16 protein-coding genes are annotated in these 17,408 nt (G+C 70.6%); 8 read left to right on the plus strand and 8 right to left on the minus strand.

Annotated features, from left to right (window positions below; all coding sequences use genetic code 11):
- Nucleotides 1-3 precede the first annotated feature (3 nt).
- Complete coding sequence (locus tag ACIPUC_RS21040; protein WP_446591223.1) at nt 4-774, plus strand: prepilin peptidase; 771 nt, start codon at nt 4-6, stop codon at nt 772-774.
- Between the two features lie 142 nt (nt 775-916).
- Here the strand turns inward: ACIPUC_RS21040 and mgrA are convergent, their stop codons facing one another.
- Entirely contained in the window at nt 917-1,954 is a 1,038-nt protein-coding gene (mgrA, locus tag ACIPUC_RS21045; protein ID WP_446591225.1) for an L-glyceraldehyde 3-phosphate reductase, read from the minus strand.
- Between the two features lie 125 nt (nt 1,955-2,079).
- On the opposite strand from mgrA, the gene ACIPUC_RS21050 reads away from it, so the two are divergent.
- The 5 genes from ACIPUC_RS21050 (at nt 2,080) to ACIPUC_RS21070 (ending at nt 7,727) form a co-directional block, all read left to right on the plus strand.
- On the plus strand, nt 2,080-2,841 hold the full coding sequence (locus ACIPUC_RS21050; protein WP_069921737.1) for an isoprenyl transferase: 762 nt from the start codon (nt 2,080-2,082) through the stop codon (nt 2,839-2,841).
- A 346-nt stretch (nt 2,842-3,187) separates the two neighbouring features.
- Nucleotides 3,188-4,504 carry a PhoH family protein gene (locus ACIPUC_RS21055; protein WP_446591227.1) on the plus strand — a complete coding sequence of 439 codons (1,317 nt, stop codon included), beginning with the start codon at nt 3,188-3,190 and terminating at the stop codon, nt 4,502-4,504.
- Between the two features lie 424 nt (nt 4,505-4,928).
- Nucleotides 4,929-5,624, plus strand: coding sequence for an aggregation-promoting factor C-terminal-like domain-containing protein (locus ACIPUC_RS21060; RefSeq protein ID WP_446591229.1), 696 nt, complete (start codon nt 4,929-4,931; stop codon nt 5,622-5,624).
- 113 nt (nt 5,625-5,737) lie between these two features.
- Complete coding sequence (locus ACIPUC_RS21065) at nt 5,738-7,078, plus strand: AI-2E family transporter (protein ID WP_446591231.1); 1,341 nt, start codon at nt 5,738-5,740, stop codon at nt 7,076-7,078.
- Nucleotides 7,062-7,727 (plus strand): hypothetical protein, encoded by a 666-nt coding sequence (locus ACIPUC_RS21070; RefSeq protein WP_446591233.1) that lies wholly within the window; start codon nt 7,062-7,064, stop codon nt 7,725-7,727. Before ACIPUC_RS21065 ends, ACIPUC_RS21070 begins: the two co-directional genes overlap by 17 nt.
- Nucleotides 7,728-7,784: 57 nt before the next feature.
- Here ACIPUC_RS21070 and ACIPUC_RS21075 read toward each other — a convergent pair whose 3' ends face one another.
- A complete protein-coding gene (locus ACIPUC_RS21075) occupies nt 7,785-8,324 on the minus strand; it encodes an alkyl hydroperoxide reductase (protein WP_446591234.1) in 540 nt (179 codons plus the stop codon).
- 3 nt (nt 8,325-8,327) lie between these two features.
- Entirely contained in the window at nt 8,328-8,882 is a 555-nt protein-coding gene (locus ACIPUC_RS21080; RefSeq protein ID WP_446591236.1) for a peroxiredoxin, read from the minus strand.
- Nucleotides 8,883-9,017: 135 nt separating this feature from the next.
- On the opposite strand from ACIPUC_RS21080, the gene ACIPUC_RS21085 reads away from it, so the two are divergent.
- Entirely contained in the window at nt 9,018-9,965 is a 948-nt protein-coding gene (locus tag ACIPUC_RS21085; RefSeq protein ID WP_446591238.1) for a LysR substrate-binding domain-containing protein, read from the plus strand.
- 34 nt (nt 9,966-9,999) lie between these two features.
- Here ACIPUC_RS21085 and ACIPUC_RS21090 read toward each other — a convergent pair whose 3' ends face one another.
- The 5 genes from ACIPUC_RS21090 to ACIPUC_RS21110 all read right to left on the minus strand — a co-directional run bounded on the left by ACIPUC_RS21090 (nt 10,000) and on the right by ACIPUC_RS21110 (nt 14,840).
- Nucleotides 10,000-12,348 carry an ABC transporter permease gene (locus ACIPUC_RS21090; protein ID WP_446591239.1) on the minus strand — a complete coding sequence of 783 codons (2,349 nt, stop codon included), beginning with the start codon at nt 12,346-12,348 and terminating at the stop codon, nt 10,000-10,002.
- Complete coding sequence (locus ACIPUC_RS21095) at nt 12,345-13,031, minus strand: ABC transporter ATP-binding protein (protein ID WP_446591240.1); 687 nt, start codon at nt 13,029-13,031, stop codon at nt 12,345-12,347. The genes ACIPUC_RS21090 and ACIPUC_RS21095 overlap by 4 nt, the downstream gene beginning before the upstream one ends.
- The gene (locus ACIPUC_RS21100) at nt 13,028-13,552 is read right to left on the minus strand and encodes a PadR family transcriptional regulator (RefSeq protein ID WP_446591242.1); all 525 of its coding nucleotides are present in this window, start codon (nt 13,550-13,552) and stop codon (nt 13,028-13,030) included. The genes ACIPUC_RS21095 and ACIPUC_RS21100 overlap by 4 nt, the downstream gene beginning before the upstream one ends.
- A gap of 161 nt (nt 13,553-13,713) precedes the next feature.
- Nucleotides 13,714-13,935: a hypothetical protein gene (locus ACIPUC_RS21105; protein WP_446591244.1), complete on the minus strand. Its 222-nt coding sequence runs from the start codon at nt 13,933-13,935 to the stop codon at nt 13,714-13,716.
- A complete protein-coding gene (locus ACIPUC_RS21110; protein WP_446591246.1) occupies nt 13,932-14,840 on the minus strand; it encodes an SPFH domain-containing protein in 909 nt (302 codons plus the stop codon). The genes ACIPUC_RS21105 and ACIPUC_RS21110 overlap by 4 nt, the downstream gene beginning before the upstream one ends.
- A gap of 232 nt (nt 14,841-15,072) precedes the next feature.
- Here ACIPUC_RS21110 and ACIPUC_RS21115 point away from each other — a divergent pair, with 232 nt between their 5' ends.
- Nucleotides 15,073-17,346 carry a transglycosylase domain-containing protein gene (locus ACIPUC_RS21115; protein WP_446591247.1) on the plus strand — a complete coding sequence of 758 codons (2,274 nt, stop codon included), beginning with the start codon at nt 15,073-15,075 and terminating at the stop codon, nt 17,344-17,346.
- Nucleotides 17,347-17,408 lie beyond the last annotated feature (62 nt).

Below are 17,408 nucleotides of genomic sequence, written 5' to 3' on the forward strand. Positions count from 1 at the left end.
CGGATGGGTGTCGTCGTGATCCTTCTTGCCGCCGGGTACGGAGTCGCCGCCGGGCTGCTGCTGCCGCGCGCGGCGTACCGGTTCTCCGCCGAGGCGGGGGAGCCCTGGCGGGGCCGCTGCCCCGAGGGGCACCCGGTCCCGGGCTGGCTCGGCCCGGCCCGCTGCCGGGTGCCCGCGCGGGCCGTCGTACCGGGCCCGGACGCCACGGATCCGCCCGCGGCCCCGCACGCGTACGGGAGGCGGGCCGCGCCCGTCGCCGCCCTCACCGGGGTGGTCTGCGCCGCGCTCGGGGCCGCCGCCGGGGCGCGGCCCGAGGCGCTGGTCTACGTGGGGCTCGCCCCGGTGCTCGTGCTGCTCGCGCTCGTCGACCGGGCCGTGCACCGGCTCCCCGACGTCCTGACCCTGCCGCTCGCCGCTGCGGCCGTCGCCGGGCTCGGGGCTGCCGCCCCGCTGCCCCGCGCCGCGGGTGACTGGCGGCTCGCGCTGCTGGGCGGCGGCCTGCTCGCGACCGGGTACCTGGCGCTCTTCCTGATCAACCCCGCGGGCATGGGCTTCGGCGACGTCAAGCTGGCGCTCTCGCTGGGGGTCGCTCTTGGGTGGTACGGGTGGGGGGTATGGGCCGTGGGGGCCTTCCTGGGCTTCCTTTACGGGGCCCTGTACGGCCTCTTCCTGGTGCTGCACGGCCCCGCGACCCGCAAGCAGGGCTTCGCCTTCGGCCCCTTCATGGCCGCCGGAGCACTCACCGGAGTGCTGCTGGGTGGTTTCGGAGCGTAATCGTGGCGCGGCAATGCACGCATCCCGCTTTACGAAGGGTTATGGTGGAACCCCCCCCTCGGGCCGGTCCGTATCCCCCCCACGGACCGGCCCGTTTTTCGTTTCTCCGCCACCCGGCCGGACCGCGCACCATATGCGCAGGTCAGCCGCGCTGGGCCCAGAGGTTGGTGCCGGGGGTGGAGACCGCGAAGGTGTCGATCTCCTTCAACTCGGCCTCGGAGAGCGGTTCCGCCGCCAGCGCGGCCACGTTCTCCTCCAGCTGCCGCACGCTCGACGCGCCGATCAGCGCCGAGGTCATCCGGTCGTCGCGCAGCACCCACTTCAGCGCCAGCTGCGCCAGCGACTGGCCGCGCCGCGCGGCGATCTGGTTCAGCCCGGCCAGCCGGCGGAGCACCTCGTCCGACAGCAGGTCCGGGCTGAGCGACTTGCCCTGGGTGGCCCGCGAGCCCTCCGGGATCTCCGTGAGGTACTTGCCCGTCAGCAGCCCCTGGGCGAGCGGCGCGAAGGAGATGCAGCCCATCCCGGCGTCCTCGAGGGTGTCGAGCAGCGCGTCGTCCTCCGTCCAGCGGTTGATCATGGAGTACGAGGGCTGGTGGATCAGCGGACGCACCCCCATCCCGCGCAGGATCCGCACCGCCTCGGCCGTCTGCTCCGCGGTGTACGAGGAGACGCCGACGTAGAGCGCCTTGCCCTGCTGGACCGCGGACGCCAGGGCGCCCATGGTCTCCTCCAGCGGGGTTTCCGGGTCGAAGCGGTGCGAGTAGAAGATGTCGACGTAGTCCACGCCCATCCGCTTCAGCGAGGCGTCGAGCGAGCCCAGCAGGTACTTGCGGCTGCCCCATTCGCCGTACGGCCCCGGGTGCATCAGGTAGCCGGCCTTGGTGGAGAGGATCAGCTCGTCGCGGTAGGGCGCGAAGTCCTGCGCGAAGACCTTCCCGAAGTTCAGCTCGGCCGAGCCGGGCGGCGGGCCGTAGTTGTTCGCCAGGTCGAAGTGGGTCACTCCGAGGTCGAAGGCCCGGCGCAGGATCGCCCGCTGGGACTCCAGGGACTTGTCGTCGCCGAAGTTGTGCCAGAGGCCGAGGGAGATGGCGGGGAGCTTGAGGCCGCTGTGGCCCGTGCGCCGGTACTCCATGGAGTCGTAGCGCGAGGACTCTGCCCGATAGGGATTGGTATCAGTCACGTTGTCCTGCCTATCACGGAGCTGTGACAGACCGAGTTGGGTACCCCCTCCCGCCGCGCAGTAATGTGGCGCACTCGGGGGACCGCAATTCGCACGGGGGCATTGCACGGAGGGGCTGGAAGATCGTGAAGCTGCGCGACCTGGTGTACAGGCTCTACGCACGCCGGGTGGAAGGCCGCCTCGACCATGACGCGGCGCCCAAGCACATCGGCGTCATCCTGGACGGGAACCGGCGCTGGGCGAAGGCGTCCGGAGGCACCACGGAACAGGGCCACCAGGCCGGAGCCGACAAGATCTCCGAGATGCTGGGCTGGTGCACCGAGACGGACGTCGAGGTCGTCACCCTGTGGATGCTCTCCACGGACAACCTGGACCGGCCGGAGGTCGAGCTCCGCCCGCTGCTCAACATCATCGAGAACACCGTACGGGGCCTCGCCGCGGACGGCCGCTGGCGCGTCCACCACGTCGGCAACCTCGACATCCTGCCCGCGCGGACGCAGACCGTGCTGAAGGAGGCCGAACAGGCCACGCACGACGTCCAGGGGATACTCGTCAACGTCGCCGTCGGCTACGGCGGCCGCCAGGAGATCGCCGACGCGGTCCGCTCGCTGCTGCTGGAGCACGCGCAGAAGGGCACCTCCTTCGAGGAGCTCGCCGAGATCCTGGACATCGACCACATCGCGGAGCACCTCTACACGCGCGGCCAGCCCGACCCGGACCTCGTGATCCGCACCAGCGGCGAGCAGCGGCTGTCCGGATTCATGCTGTGGCAGAGCGCGCACTCCGAGTACTACTTCTGCGAGGTCTTCTGGCCGGCCTTCCGCAAGGTCGACTTCCTGCGGGCCCTGCGCGACTACGCCGCGCGCCACCGGCGGTACGGGACCTGATCCCGGAGGCGCCTGACGCCCCTTCGGTACCACCCTCCGCCCTCCTCGGGTTCGCGCCACGCCCGCCCCCCCCGGAAGCCTTCACCAGGGATTCACCGAGCGTCCGTCATATGCCATGGCATGGCCTGGCCTGATCGGGGAATACCCCTTTCAGGTCGATGCCCGATCCACGGGTGTCGAGTCTCAGCGGACGGCATGGGGTCGTCCGCCCGGGAGGCCCTTTGCACCAGGACGCACGTGCGGTTCGCACGGACGGAGTGGAGGGCCGGGAATCGGCCCTGGCATGGGTGCCGATGACCGGTCCGGTCTTCATGGCCCGACCTCTTCCGAGGGGGTACGTCCTTCCGTGGTGACCAGCACAAAGCGCCGCCTGCCCGACAGGCGGACCTACGTCCTCGACACCAGCGTCCTGCTGGCAGACCCCAACGCGATCTCCCGCTTCGACGAGCACGAGGTCGTGCTCCCGATCGTGGTGATCACCGAGCTGGAGGCAAAGAGGCACCATCCCGAACTCGGCTACTTCGCGCGCCAGGCCCTGCGCCTGCTCGACGACTTCCGGGTCCGGTACGGACGCCTCGACGCCCCCATCCCACTGGGCGATCTGGGCGGCACCCTGCGCGTCGAGCTCAACCACTCCGACCCGGGTGTCCTGCCCGCCGGCTTCCGATTGGGGGACAACGACTCGCGGATCCTCGCGGTCGCCCGCAATCTCCAGGCCGAGGGCTACGACGTCACGGTGGTCTCGAAGGATCTCCCACTGCGCATCAAGGCCTCCTCCGTGGGGCTGATCGCCGAGGAGTACCGCGCCGAGCTCGCGATCACCGATGCCGGCTGGACCGGCATGAGCGAGCTCGCCCTCTCCGGAGAGCAGGTGGACCTCCTCTACTCCGAGGACCGTCTCTACGTCCCGGAGGCCGCCGAACTGCCCGTGCACACCGGTCTGGTCCTCCAGTCCGAGCGCGGCAAGGCGCTGGGCCGGGTCACGGCGGACGGCAACGTGAAGCTCGTACGGGGCGACCGCGAGGCCTTCGGGCTGCACGGCCGCAGCGCCGAGCAGCGCATCGCGCTGGACCTCCTCCTCGACCCCGAGATCGGGATCATCTCGATGGGCGGCCGGGCGGGTACCGGCAAGTCGGCGCTGGCCCTCTGCGCGGGACTGGAGGCGGTGCTGGAGCGCAGGCAGCACCAGAAGGTGATGGTCTTCCGGCCGCTGTACGCGGTGGGCGGGCAGGAGCTCGGATACCTGCCGGGCGACCAGGGCGAGAAGATGAGCCCCTGGGCGCAGGCCGTCTTCGACACCCTCTCCTCGGTCGCCGGGCGCGAGGTCATCGAGGAGGTGCTGAACCGCGGAATGCTGGAGGTCCTGCCGCTCACGCACATCCGCGGCCGCTCGCTGCACGACGCCTTCGTGATCGTGGACGAGGCCCAGTCGCTGGAACGGAACGTCCTTCTGACCGTTCTGTCCCGAGTCGGTGCGAACTCGCGGGTCGTTCTGACCCACGATGTCGCCCAGCGGGACAACCTGCGGGTCGGCCGGTACGACGGAGTGGTCGCCGTGGTCGAGAAGTTGAAGGGGCACCCGCTCTTCGCGCACGTCACGCTGACGCGTTCGGAGCGCTCGCCGATCGCTGCACTGGTCACCGAGATGCTGGAGGCCCTCTGACCCCGGCAGGGGAGTGAAACGGTCAAAAAACCCATAGCGGGAAAGTGAGTTGGCGCCGTCCGGTAAAGGCCCGAGAGCCTAGCCGGGCGGCGTCGCGCTGCACAGGCCTTTCGCGAAACCAATGGCAACGTGCCAGGTGTGACCTTTCCCACGCAACACAGAATTGCCCTGCGGCGCCGAGGTCCGGCAGAGTCTGTTTTCCGTCAGGCCCCGCATACGGCACTTCTGTACCTCCCGTGAGGTACGCGCAGCATCACAACTCCACAGCCGATTGCCGTATGCCGCCCGGAGTTTCACGCGGCAGCCTCCGCAAGGAGCTGCCCACGGGCCCGCGTCTCCAGTGACCCCAGAACCACGGAGGCCAGTGTCGAGGGGCACTCTTGCGCCCGCTCGGTCACTGCGGACGCTGCTGGAAGGACACCGTGTGAGCCGGATCTCGGTTCGGGGCTTCGCAGTGGCTTCTGCCACCGCAGTCACCACCGTCGGCGCAGTCGTGGGCGTTGCCACCGGCGACCCCGCCTCGAACGATCTCGAGACGACCGCGTCCGGGGCGACCCTCCTCACTGACATCCCGGTCGGCGACCAGGCCCAGGTCCAGACCGCGTCCCTGACGCAGCAGGCCGACACCATCGCCCACGCCGCCGACGCCGACGCGAAGCGCTCGGCCGAGGAGGCCGCCCGCATCCAGGCCGCCGAGGACGCCAAGGCCAAGAAGGCCGAAGCGCAGAAGGCGGCGGACGAGAAGGCGAAGCAGGAACGCGAGGCGAAGGAAGCGGCCAGCCGCTCCGCCGCCCGTGACGCCGGTGACTTCGCGGTCCAGAGCTCCTACACGGTCGCCCAGGTCAAGGCCATCGCCCAGCAGATGGTCCCGGCCGGCCAGTTCCAGTGCTTCTCGAACATCATCAACCAGGAATCCACCTGGAACTACCTCGCCGTGAACAAGTCCTCGGGCGCCTACGGTCTGGTCCAGGCGCTGCCCGGTTCGAAGATGGCCTCGGCCGGCGCGGACTGGCGCACCAACCCCGCCACGCAGATCAAGTGGGGACTGAACTACATGGAGGACCGGTACGGCAGCCCGTGCGGAGCCTGGAGCTTCCACCAGGCCAACGGCTGGTACTAGGCGATACCGCCGCCCCTCGACTCCGCAGAGCCCCGCACCGTCCTACGGTGCGGGGCTCCTCGCGTGTACGGTCTTTCGAGGTGTGACCAGAGGGGCGGGGGGAAGGGATCGACATGGTGAAGAGGGAAGGCTGGCTCGGCCGGCTCGGGAGCAGGCTGAACCGGATGGAGGCGCGGCTCGACGAGCGGCGCGCCGAAGTCGAGGCCGAGGCCAGGGGCGACCTGCCGCACGCCGTCCCCTCCGACCGGGTTCCGGCGGCCGCCGCGGCCCCGCAAGGTCCCGTGCCCGCCCCGGTGCTCGAGCGACCCGACCCGGTGAGCGTGGTCCCGTGGGGCATGCGGGTCGCCGCCGAGGTCAGCTGGCGGCTGCTGCTCCTGGCCGGGATGCTCTGGGTGCTGATGAAGGTGATCAGCGAAGTCCGCCTGGTCGTCCTCGCCTTCGCCGCCGCCATGCTCGTCACCGCGCTGCTCCAGCCCTTCGTGGTGCGGCTGCGCAGACTGGGCCTGCCGCGCGGACTGGCCACCGCCGTCACCGCGATCCTCGGCTTCGTGGTCATCGGGCTCGTCGGCTGGTTCGTGGTCTGGCAGGTCATGGAGAACCTCGACGACCTCTCCGACCGCGTCCGCGACGGCATCAACGAACTCAAACTCTGGGCACTGGACAGTCCGTTCCACGTGACCGAGAAGCAGATCAACGACATCGCGAAGAACCTCAGCGAGACCATCGGCACCAACACCGAGCAGATCACCACGGCCGGCCTCCAAGGCGTGACGGTGCTCGTCGAGGTGCTGACGGGCATCCTGCTCGCGATGTTCTCGACGCTGTTCCTGCTCTACGACGGCAAGCGCATCTGGCACTGGACGCTGGGCCTCGTCCCGGCCGCCGCCCGCCCCGGCGTGGCGGGAGCCGGTCCGCGCGCCTGGCGCACGCTGACCGCGTACGTACGGGGCACCGTCCTCGTCGCGCTCATCGACGCCATCTTCATCGGCCTGGGCATCTACTTCCTGGACGTGCCGATGGCCGTGCCGCTGGCCGTCTTCATCTTCCTGTTCGCCTTCATCCCGCTGGTCGGCGCCGTCGTCTCCGGCGCGCTCGCCGTGGTCGTGGCGCTGGTGACCCAGGGCGTGTTCAGCGCCCTGATGGTGCTGCTGGTCGTCCTGGCGGTGCAGCAGATCGAGGGGCACGTGCTCCAGCCCTTCATCCTGGGCCGGGCGGTACGGGTGCACCCGCTCGCGGTGGTGCTTTCGGTGGCCGCGGGCGGCCTGATCGCCGGCATCGGGGGAGCGGTGGTCGCCGTACCGCTGGTGGCCGTCACCAATACGGCGGTTGCCTACCTGCGGGCGTACTCGCGCGAGCAGCTCCACATGGGCCACGGAGCGGTCGGGCCGGGCCCGCACGGGGCCACGGCGGTGCGTTCGGCCATGGGGGAGACCGGGAATGATCAGCGAGCCTGAGCTGGACGGGGAGTGGGAGTCCGAACGGCCCGCCGAGGAGGTGCGGCCCGTCGCGGCGCGCGGACCGGGAGCCGCGCGGCCCTGGCTGTGGGCGCTGGGCGGGGCGGTACTGGCCTCGGCGGTCTGGGCGGGGACGCTGTCTCTGCAGGATCGATTCTTCGATGCCCCGCGGATCGCCTACCGGCACTCCGAGGACCTGTGCGCCCAAGCACCGCTGAAGGTGATCGGCGGGATGGCCGGGGAGTTCGAGGAGGGCCTGCCGCGCCACAGCAAGAGTCCCGCCCTGGACTGGTCGTACTGCAGTTACAACACCTTGCGTACCACGGGCCGGGCCTCCTACTACGGCCAGGTGCTGGTCGAGCTGCACAAGAAGACCGACCCGGCGCCGGAGTTCGGCAACGGGCCGGGGCTCCACGGCGTCATGGAGGTGCAGCCCGTGAACGTCCAGAAGGTCCCCGGGCTCGGTGAGCAGGCGCTGGTCTCCGGTCTGGTGAGGTCTCCACAGCTCCAGGTGCTCGACGGCGGCGCGGTGTTCACGATCACCGTCCAGTGGTGGGGCGAGGACGGTGACGACGAGACGGACGTGGACGCGCTGAAGGCGGCGATGATCGAGGACATGCGCACGCTCATGGCGGCCGTGAAGAAGTGAACGCGCAGGGCCCCGCAGCCGGGAACGGCTGCGGGGCCCTGGTGCCCGTACGGGTGACTACTCGGCGGCGAGCGCCGCTTCCGCGTCGAGGGTGACCGCGACGGCCTGGATCACCGAAGCGATCTTGAAGGCCTCCTGGACGCTCTCGCGGTCGACGCCGGCCTTGCGCAGGACCTGCTCGTGCGAGTCCAGGCACTGGCCGCAGCCGTTGATCGCGGAGACCGCGAGCGACCACAGCTCGAAGTCGACCTTCTCCACACCCGGGTTGCCGATGACGTTCATCCGCAGACCCGCGCGCAGCGTGCCGTACTCCGGGTCGGAGAGCAGGTGCCGGGTGCGGTAGAAGACGTTGTTCATCGCCATGACCGCGGCAGCGGACTTGGCGGCGGTGTACGCCTCGGGCGACAGGTTCGCCTTGGCCTCCGGCTCCAGCTCGCGCAGGACGCGCGGGGAGCGGGCGGCGATCGCGCAGGACAGCACGGTGCCCCACAGCTGCTGCTGCGAGAGCTTGTCCTGGTTGCCGATGACCGAACCGAGGTTCAGCTTCAGGTCCTTGGCGAAGTCCGGTATGGCGGACTTGAGGGAGTCGAGGGACATCCGTCACTCACCGGCCAGCAGCGCGCCGGCGTCCAGGGTGCCCTCGCCCTTGTTCCAGTTGCAGGGGCACAGCTCGTCGGTCTGCAGGGCGTCGAGGACCCGCAGGACCTCCTTGGGGTTACGGCCCACGGAACCGGCGGTCACCATCGTGAACTGGATCTCGTTGTTCTGGTCGACGATGAAGACGGCGCGCTGCGCGAAGCCGTCCTCGCCCTGGATGCCGCACGCCTGCATGAGCTCGTGCTTGGAGTCGGCCAGCATCGGGAAGGGCAGGTCGCGCAGGTCGGCGTGGTCCTTGCGCCAGGCGTGGTGGACGAACTCGGAGTCGCCGGAGACGCCGAGGATCTGGGCGTCGCGGTCCTGGAACTCCTCGTTCAGCTTGCCGAACGCGGCGATCTCGGTCGGGCAGACGAAGGTGAAGTCCTTCGGCCAGAAGAACACCACGCGCCACTTGCCCTCATAGGCCTTGTGGTCGATCTGGGCGAACTCGCTGCCTGCCTCGAGCGAGACGCAAGCGGTCAGATCGTAGGTGGGGAACTTGTCACCGACAGTGAGCACGTGCTCTCCTTGCGGACAGGAAAGTGACCCTTTTGGGGGCTTTCCAAGGGGGTTGGACGGATCTCACATGCTGACACAGCTGCATTGATTACGGAAATAGCTAGACTTGAGTCCGGTGATCGGAGGTGCCTATCAGTGGCTGTCGGTAATAGGGGAGCGAAGCAACCCACCCTGGCGCAGCTGCGCGCCTTCGCGGCCGTGGCCGAGCACCTGCACTTCCGGGACGCCGCCGCCGCCATCGGGATGAGCCAGCCCGCGCTGTCCGGGGCGGTGTCCGCGCTGGAGGAGGCACTCGGGGTGCAGCTGCTGGAGCGGACCACCCGCAAGGTGCTGCTCTCCCCGGCGGGGGAGCGGATCGCGGCCCGGGCGCGGGTGGTGCTCGAGGCGATGGGCGGGCTGCTGGAGGAAGCCGAGGCGGTACGGGCGCCCTTCACGGGGGTGCTGCGGCTCGGGGTGATCCCCACCGTGGCGCCGTACCTGCTGCCGACCGTGCTCGGGCTGTTCCACCGGCGCTATCCGCGGATGGACCTCCAGGTGCACGAGGAGCAGACGGCCTCGCTGCTGGACGGGCTGGCCGGCGGGCGCCTCGACCTGCTGCTCCTCGCGGTGCCGCTGGGCGTCCCCGGGGTCACCGAACTGCCCGTCTTCGACGAGGACTTCGTCCTGCTGGCCCCGCGGGAGCATCCGCTGGCCGGGCGCAAGGACATCCCGCGCGAGGAGCTGCGCGGGCTGCAGCTGCTGTTGCTCGACGAGGGGCACTGCCTGCGCGACCAGGCCCTGGACATCTGCCGCGAGGCCGGACGCACCGCCGGGGCGGACGTCACCACGACCGCCGCCGGGCTGTCCACCCTCGTCCAGCTGGTCGCCGGGGGGCTGGGCGTGACCCTGCTGCCGCGTACCGCCCTGCGGCTGGAGACCACCCGCAACGAGTACCTGGCCACCGGGTACTTCGCCGAGCCCGCGCCGTCCCGGCGGATCGCCCTGGCCATGCGGACGGGCACGGCCCGTCAGGAGGAGTTCCGGGCGATCGCGGCCTCGCTGCGCGAAGCCGTACGCCCGCTCCCGGTGTGGCCGACCGACTGACCGGCGGGGGAGCGGGCGTACGCGCTGTCGCGTCCTACTCCGTGCGCAGGCCGTCCGGGCGCATCAGGCGCAGCAGAGGCGGCAGGGTCAACAGCGTGACCAGCGCGACCACACCGGCGGCCATGCCGGTCATGCCCGCGATCGACAGCCAGTCGATCCGTACCGGGGCCGCGGCCATCCGCGTCAGTACGGTGCCCAGGCCCACCCCGAACACGGCGGCCAGGCCCAGCCCCAGACCGATCGGCAGGGCGGTCTGCCACAGCACGGACAGGCTCAGCGTGGAGCGCTTGGTACCGAAGGCGACCAGCGCCGACAGCAGCTTCTTGCGTTCGCGCAGCTGCTCCAGCTGGGAGACGAGCAGGCTCGAGCCGATGAGGATCAGCACGGCGGTGGCCCCGAAGAACAGCCCGGTGCGGATCGCCGAGTAGCCGCCGTCATGGTGCGTGGCCCGCAACGTCATCGCGGTGGACAGGGCAGACGCCTTGAAGGCGGCCGTCCGCGCCCGCTCCAGTCCGTCCGGGACCGACTCGTCGGCCTGCACGAAGATCTGGGTCGAGCCGAGTCCCCGGGCGTCCTTCGGCGCGGCCGACGGGGTCACCAGCAGACCGGAGCGCAGGTTGCCGACCGGGTCGGGGCGGCTGGCCACGGACCGTGCGGCGGCGGGCACGGTCCACTCGACGGGCTTGACCTCGTCCGCGTAGCCCAGCACGTTGCCCACGAAGAGCGTGTCGCCGGGTGCGGCCGTATGGCCGTACCGGCCGCCCCCCGCGGGGGCGCCGGTGGCCAGGAAGACGTCGCCGTCCTTGCAGGAGTCCAGCACTGCCACTTCGCGCAGCGCCTCGCAGCTGCCGATGGTGACCTCGACGAGCTTGCCGTCGGCGACTTCGCGGGCGGCGGTGGCGGAGTGCAGCGGCACCGCCGTGACGATGCCGTCGGCCGCGGCGACCTGCTGCGCCAGCCGGTCCACGTCGACCTTGGAGTCGCGGTCGATCAGGATCGAGACGGCGGCCCGGGAGGGGTCCTGTCCGGTCTCGGCGGTGTACTCGCCCTCGACGCCCGCGAACAGCATCTGCAGGGCGATGGCGCCCGCGACCGCCACGGCGATGCCGTTGGCGAGACGGGCGGCGCCGCCGCTGTTGACCTGGAGGCGGCGCACGGCCAGCTGCCAGGAGACCGGACCGGCGGACATCCGGCCGACGAACCGTTCCAGTACCCAGGGCAGCAGGACCGTGATGGCGACCAGGACCAGCACCACGCCGGCGCTGACCTGCCACTGGTTGAAGTTCCCGCCGCTGTTCCCGCGGCCCGCCATCGGTGCGAGCAGGCCCAGTCCGGCCAGCGGCAGGAGCAGCCGCCACCAGATGCGGCGCTTGCCCGGCCGGGCCGTCCGTACGACGCCCAGCGGCTCGATCACCACGCCGCGCAGCGCGAAGAGGGTGACGGCGACGGCCGCGGCCGGCACCGCGACCGCGACGAGGGCGGCCAGCCACACCGCCGGATCGAGGTCGGCGGGGAAGACGCTGCGCTGCTGGAAGCTGAAGCTGCCGACGAGCCGGCGCCCGGTCAGGAAGAAGCCGGTGCCCAGCACGAGCCCGGCCAGTGACCCGGCCAGGGCCTCGCCCGCGGCGATCCGGCGGACCGTGCGGCTGTCGGCGCCGACCAGGCGCAGGGCGGCGAGCCGGTGGTCGCGGCGCTCGCCGCCGAAGCGGACGGCCGCGGCGATGAACACGGCGACCGGCAGCAGCAGGGCGACGAAGGTGAGGACGACCAGGAGCAGCAGGACCGGGCTGAGCGGCTGGTCCTGCACGGCGTGGGCGAAGCCGGTGATGCGCTGGACCCGGTAGCTGTGGCTGGTGGCCGAAGCCGCTTCGGAGAGCTGCTCGCTGCCCAGGTAGAAGAGGAGTTCGCCGGGGCCGGTCAGTCCGGCGTCGCCGATGACCCCGGTGATGTCGCCGTCGAGTCGCTCGCGCAGCAGTGCGCCGTCCGCTGACTTCATCAGGTCGTCCAGAGCGGGGGAGACGACCAGCTCGCCGGGGCCCGGGATCTTCCTCAGGCCGGGCGGGACGGGGGCGTCCGGCCCCTCGGCGTACACCAGGCGGCCTTCGATGTCCTCGCCGTGGTAGGTCTGGCCGGCGCGCGCGCTGAGCAGGGTGTCGCGGCCCGGCGCCTCGGCCGTCGGCGCGCCCAGGGTGGAGCGGGCATCGCCGCGCTCGGTGCGGGCGGCGATCGCGCCGGGGATCGCCGTGCTGATGAGCAGCAAGGCGACGCCGAGGCCGACGCCCGTGCCGGTGAGCAGGGTGCGGGTCCAGCCCTCCCGGCCGCCGGTGAAGGCGAACCGGGCGCCCATGGCGAGGTCGCGGAACCACGTCCGGAGCGTGCTCATACGATGCGCTCCATGTCATGGGACCTGCCGTCGCGTATGACGATCTCGCGGTCGGAGTAGGCGGCCACGCGGGCCTCGTGCGTGACCAGGACGACGGCGGCGCTGGCGGACCGGGCGGTCTCGGTGAGCAGCTGCATCACCAGTTCGCCGTTGAGGGAGTCCAGGGCACCGGTCGGCTCGTCCGCGAAGATCACCCGGGGCCGGGTGACCAGCGCGCGGGCGACGGCCACGCGCTGGCCCTGGCCGCCGGAGATCTCCCCGGGCCGCTTGCCGGCCAGGTCCTCCACCTGGAGCCGCTCCATCCATTCCCGGGCCGTCTGTTCGGCCTCCTTGCGCTTGGCGCCGGTGAGGCGCAGGGGGAGGGCGACGTTCTCGGCGCAGGTCAGTTCCGGTACGAGCTGCCCGAACTGGAAGACGAAGCCGAACTCGCTGCGGCGCAGGGCGCTGCGCTCGGCGTCGTTCATGGCGGACAGTTCGCGGCCCGCGTAGGTGATGCTGCCGGAGTCGGGCGGGACGATCCCGGCGAGGCAGTGCAGCAGGGTGGACTTGCCGGATCCGGAGGGGCCCATGACGGCGACGACCTCGCCGGGGTGGACGGAGAACTCGGCGCCGTCGAGGGCGCGGGTGGGCCCGTACGCCTTGCGGAGGCCGGTGGCGGCGAGCAGGGAACCGGCCGGGGTCATCGGCGTACCTCCTGGGCGAGCTGGTCGAGGCGGGCGGCGGTGAGCTCCAGCCACCGCAGGTCGGCCTCCAGGTGGAACAGGGCGTGGTCGCATACGAGCTGGTCGGCCAGGTCTCCCTTGCGCTTGCGCTGGGTCAGGATGCGCATGAGGCGCAGGTGTTCGGCGCGCTGGCTGTCGAGCATCCCGGCCGCGCTGCGGCCCGTGAGCAGGGCGAGGACGACCTTGGTGTACAGGGTCGAGTGGAGGTACGGCTCGGGCTTCTCGGGCTGCGAGAGCCAGGTCTCGACGTCGGTGATGCCGGCATCGGTGATGGCGTACCGCTTGCGGTCGGGGCCGCCGCCGCTCTCGATCCCGTCGACCTCGACGAGGCCGTTCTTCAGGAGGCGGGACATGGTCGAGTAGACCTGCCCGTAGGCGAGGGGGCGGTCGTGGCCGAACTTCTCGTCGAAGGCGCGCTTGAGGTCGTATCCGTGGCGGGGGCCGGCCTCGAGGAGGCCGAGGAGTGTGTGACCGATGGACATGCGCAGGACTGTACACCGGGTGTATACCTGCGATGTATATGCCGGGTGTATAGCCACGCTGCTTGGTGCCGTTCTCGCTGGTCAGCAAGGTTTGTCACGGTTCTGTGCGCGACGCCGCGGCCGGGGCTCCGCCCTGGACCCGGCCGGGGCGCCGCGGTGGGTCAGTCCGAGGACTTCGGGGGGCGGCCGCGCCGGGGGATCGGCCCCGGCCCCGAGGGGAGGCGGCCGGACTCCGCGAGGGCCCGCCGCAGCAGGAACTCGATCTGGGCGTTCGCGCTGCGCAGCTCCTCGCCCGCCCACCGGGCCAGCGCGTCGTACACCAGCGGATCCAGCCGCAGCAGCACCTGCTTGCGGGCGGGCCGCCCGGCCTCGGCCGGGGTCACTGGTAGAGGGTGCCCGTGTTGACCACGGGCTGCGCCGCGCGGTCTCCGCAGAGGACCACCATCAGGTTCGAGACCATGGCGGCCTTGCGCTCCGGATCCAGGTCCACGATCTCCTCCTCGGCCAGGCGGGTCAGGGCCAGTTCGACCATGCCCACCGCACCCTCGACGATCTGCTTGCGGGCCGCCACGACCGCGCCCGCCTGCTGGCGCTGGAGCATCGCGGAGGCGATCTCCGGAGCGTACGCGAGATGCGTGAAGCGGGACTCGATGATGGCCACCCCGGCCGCGTCCACCCGGGCGTGCAGCTCGGCGGCGAGCTTCTCGGTGATCTCCTCGGCGTTCCCGCGGAGCGAGAGGCCGCCCTCCTCGTGCGCGTCGTACGGGTACTCGATCGCGATGTGCCGGACGGCCGCCTCGGTCTGGGTCTCGACGAACTCCGTGAAGTCCTCGACCTCGAAGGTGGCCCGTGCCGTGTCCTCGACCCGCCACACCACGACGGCGGCCAGCTCGATGGGGTTGCCGTAGGCGTCGTTGACCTTCAGGACGGCCGTCTCGTGGTTGCGCACCCGGGTGGAGATCTTCTCCCGGGAGGTCAGCGGGTTGACCCAGCGCAGGCCGTCCGCGCGGATCGTCCCCCGGTAGCGGCCGAACAGCTGGACCACCCGGGCCTCGCCCGGCGCGATCGTGTTGAGGCCGCTCATCGCTATGAGCGCGGCGAGGACCAGCAGCACTCCGGCCGCGATCAGCGAGACCTTGGCGGCAACGGCCGTCATCACCGCGCCGGCCGTGATCAGGCCCGCCCCGGCCGCGACACCCGCCAGCCCGAGCAGCAGCGCCAGGCCGCCGCCGACGCTGCGCGCGGTGAACTCCCGTACGCCCTGCGGCGTGGAGACGTCGTTCGTCATGGTTTGCCCCGTTTCTCGTGGTCGCAGCCGGTCGAGCTGCTTAGCAAAGTGATATCACTTTTTTCGCCTACGGCAACCCTTGGGGCATCGTGTGCGTCGGTTCCTGTGGTGTGGGTGCTGATTCTCACGTCCGAATTGACCGGTATTGGTCACGGTTGGCCAACCTTTGTCACAGCCTGCGGTGTTAGCTTTCTGAGCTGACGTCGGGGGGTAATCGAGCGGAGCGGGAGCGATGGGCCGAGCAGAAGCGCGTAGGGCGCAGCAGCAGCGCGGTGCGCGGCGGGCGCCGAGCGGACGTGCCAAGGGCGCCAAGGGCAAGGGCGGCGCAGGCAAACGCACCGGCATACGCCGCTTCTTCACCTGGAGGAAGATCCTCGGGACGTTCCTCGGGCTGATCCTGCTCCTCATGGCCGCGGCGGTCGTCCTCTACTTCTCGGTGAACGAACCCACCGACCCGAACAAGCAGGCCACGCTCCAGAGCAACACCTACCGGTACGCCGACGGCTCGATCATGGCCCGCACCGGTGAGATGAACCGCGAGATCGTCCCGATCGACAAGATCCCCGAAGACGTCCGCACCGCCTTCATCGCCATCGAGAACAAGTCCTTCTACAAGGACCGCGGCATCGACGTGATGGGCGTGGCCCGCGGCCTGTTCAACACCGTCACCGGCAAGGGCAAGGCCGGCGGCTCGACGATCACTCAGCAGTACGTCAAGAACTACTACCTGACGCAGGACCAGTCGGCGACGCGCAAGCTCCGGGAGCTGGTGATCTCCCTCAAGGTCGACCGGCGCATGGAGAAGGACGAGATCCTCGCCGGCTACCTGAACACCAACTTCTACGGTCGCAACGCGTACGGGATCCAGGCCGCGGCCCAGGCCTTCTACGGGGTGGACGCCGACAAGCTGACGCTGGAACAGGGCGCTTACCTCGCCGCCGTCATCCAGGCGCCCAGCCAGTACGACCTGGCGACGGCCGGCCCGAACGGCACGAAGCTGGTCAACATCCGCTTCAACGCCGTCCTCGACAACATGGTCGAGATGGGCAAGCTGGACGAGGCCAAGCGCAAGACCATGACCCTGCCGCCGCCGATCAAGCCCAAGCCCCGCCCGGGCATGGACGGCCAGAAGGGCTACCTGATCCAGGCGGCCAACGACGAGATGAACGAGCAGAAGATCACCGACGCCCAGATCGCGGCCGGCGGCTGGAACATCGTGCTCAACATCGACCCGAAGAAGCAGGCGGCGCTGGAGACGGCGGTCCAGGACGAGCTGGAGTCCAAGCTCGACCGCAAGGACACCAAGAACCGCCCCCAGGACCAGAGCGTCCAGGCGGGTGCCACCTCGGTGGACCCGAAGACCGGCGCGATCGTCGCCATGTACGGCGGCCAGGGCCTGGCCGAGAAGGACCAGAGCAACGCCCTGCGCAAGGACTACCAGCCCGGCTCGACGTTCAAGCCGATCGTGCTCGCCTCCGCCCTGGAGAACAACGCCAAGACCCAGGACGGCAAGCCGATCACCCCGAACGCGCTCTACGACGGCACCAGCAAGCGCCCGGTCGTCGGCAGCAAGATCCCGTTCAACCCGCAGAACCAGGACGACAAGGACTTCGGCAAGGAGATCACCGTCCAGGAGGCGACCAACTTCTCGGTCAACTCCGTCTACGCGCAGATGATCGTGGACGTCGGCCCGCCCGACGTGAAGGAGACGGCCCTCGCGATGGGCATGAAGGACCGCGACGGCTGGCCCGAGGACAAGCCGGCCATGTCGCTCGGCACCATGAGCGCCAACACCCTGGAGATGGCGGGGGTTTACGCGACCCTCGGCAACCACGGCAAGAAGGTCACGCCGACCATCATCAAGAGCGCCGAGCACAAGGACGGCGAGTTCACTCCCCGTCAGGCCGTCGGCAGCCAGGCCATCAGCCGTCAGACCGCCGACACCGTCACCAAGGTGCTCACCGGCGTGGTCAACGACGGCTCCGGCAGCAAGGTCAAGAGCAGCGCCTACGAGGCCGCCGGCAAGACCGGTACCACCGAGTCCAACGTGGCGGGCTGGTTCACCGGCTACACCCCCGAACTGGTCACCGTCGTCGCGATGTTCGGCGAGGAGCCCGGCACCCACAAGCAGGTCACCCTCACCGGCACCGCCGGCGGCGGCCGCGCGGGCGGTTCCAGCTTCCCCGCCGAGATCTGGAAGGCGTACACGCTGGCCGCGCTCAAGGGCGTGAAGACGAGCGAGTTCGACGTGTCCGAGGCGGAGATGGGCGCCACGCAGGCGCCGTCCCGCAGTCCCTCCCCGTCGGCCTCGCAGAGCCCCTCCAGCCAGCCGCCGACCAGCAGCGCCCCGCCGCAGAACACGCCGACCCCCACGCCGACCCCGACGCCGACCAACACCCAGACGAAGTCGCCGACTCCGACGCCGACCCCGACTCCGACGGCGACCAAGACCGGCGGCCCGAAGCCGCCGGACCCGCCGCTGTTCCCGCAGACGCAGGGGAACTGACCCGGGACACCGGACACCGGACGCCGGCACACCGCCGCCCCGCAGCCTTCGGGCTGCGGGGC

The organism is Streptomyces sp. LARHCF249 (assembly GCF_052871255.1).